Annotated in this window: 1 protein-coding gene and 1 pseudogene; both read left to right on the plus strand. The window is 31.9% G+C overall.

Annotation, left to right across the window (positions count from 1 at the left end; genetic code table 11):
- On the plus strand, nucleotides 1–804 hold an 804-nt coding region (locus BBG47_RS30250), incomplete at its 5' end, for a hypothetical protein (protein ID WP_175400667.1).
- Nucleotides 805–1,002: 198 nt separating this feature from the next.
- Nucleotides 1,003–1,270 (plus strand): annotated as a pseudogene (locus BBG47_RS28025) (hypothetical protein); the annotation flags it as partial.

Consider the following 1,270-nt stretch of genomic DNA (forward strand, 5'->3'; position numbering starts at 1 on the left):
TCTCCATTAACTGTTTTTGACGAATACAAGGACTACTTCAATAAATTTGCACTTAAGCATTTCCACGATAGAAGAAAAACAGCAACTGCAAGATATGCAATATCAAACCTTGTAGAGTTTTTTAAAGTCATTGAAAAATTAAGTGCTACTGAATACCTAAACATCAAGAATGAATTAAAAAATTTCCAAAACATAAAGGAAGACGCAAATGATTTTCTTATTAAAGAAGACATTGATTATCTTCTTTCTTTCCAATATGAATTTGGTAAGAAACGCGGGATTGAAGACCAATTAGTTGCCCCATTAATTATTGCTCTTTCATATTATATGCTTTTTGAGCAGTCACATATATCAAATTTGCATATTTCTGACGTGGATCTTTTGAACTCGAAAATTAAAAATATACGTGTCTTACACGATAATATTGTGAAAGAATGGATGCCAATAAATAGTACTGTTATTGAATTAATAAAGAGATATTTAGACTATCGAAGACAATTAGGTGTGCTGAAGGACGACGACAATTTAATCATCCTTAATGGACAAAAGCTAAACAACCGCTCAATTAATGATGTTTTGAATATATTTAATGATACTAAAGGAAATACCGATAGACTTTCTTCTAGGGTTAACTTACAAAAAATTATAAGAACAAGAATTTTATTTGATCTCGTAGAAACAAAAGGACATTCACTAATTGATTTTTACTCGATTATTGGTTTTAACAAAGATACTCAATTAAGAAGTGCTACTAAAGAGTATTTGGTGAGAGCTAATTCAGAGATGGCATATGGCATCAGTTAACAATGTATCTACACTGTGGGCTTACACCCTTGGTTTGCTAGAAGAGGTAGGCATCAAAGTAGATTTAGTTTACAACCCTGTGAGGCTAAGTCCGTCGGACTCAGTCGCTGGTGCTCCCTTAAGCCTCGCAGCTACAAAATCGTTAACTGAAATCCTGTGGAATATTTATAGAACCAATTGAAAGTCGAGATTACGAAAATGAACAATAAATTAAAAGAAGTTTTGATTGGTCTAGCTAAAGCAAGTTTTTCTGCATTACCTACTGTGGGAGGACTATTTAATGAAGTGATTTTTGATATTAGAGGCAGAATAGTGCAAAAAAGAGTTAATGATTTTGTGGAAAGTCTTTTAGTTTGCTTGAATGATTTAGGAATTGTACTTGAAGAAAGTGTAATTAAATCAGAGGAATTTAATGATATATATATTGCAATAATTAAACGTGTTGTTGATACCAAGAGTGAGTACA

It is taken from the genome of Paenibacillus sp. KS1 (assembly GCF_001680695.1).
In the GTDB taxonomy this organism is placed as follows: Bacteria; Bacillota; Bacilli; order Paenibacillales; family Paenibacillaceae; genus Paenibacillus_B; species Paenibacillus_B suaedae.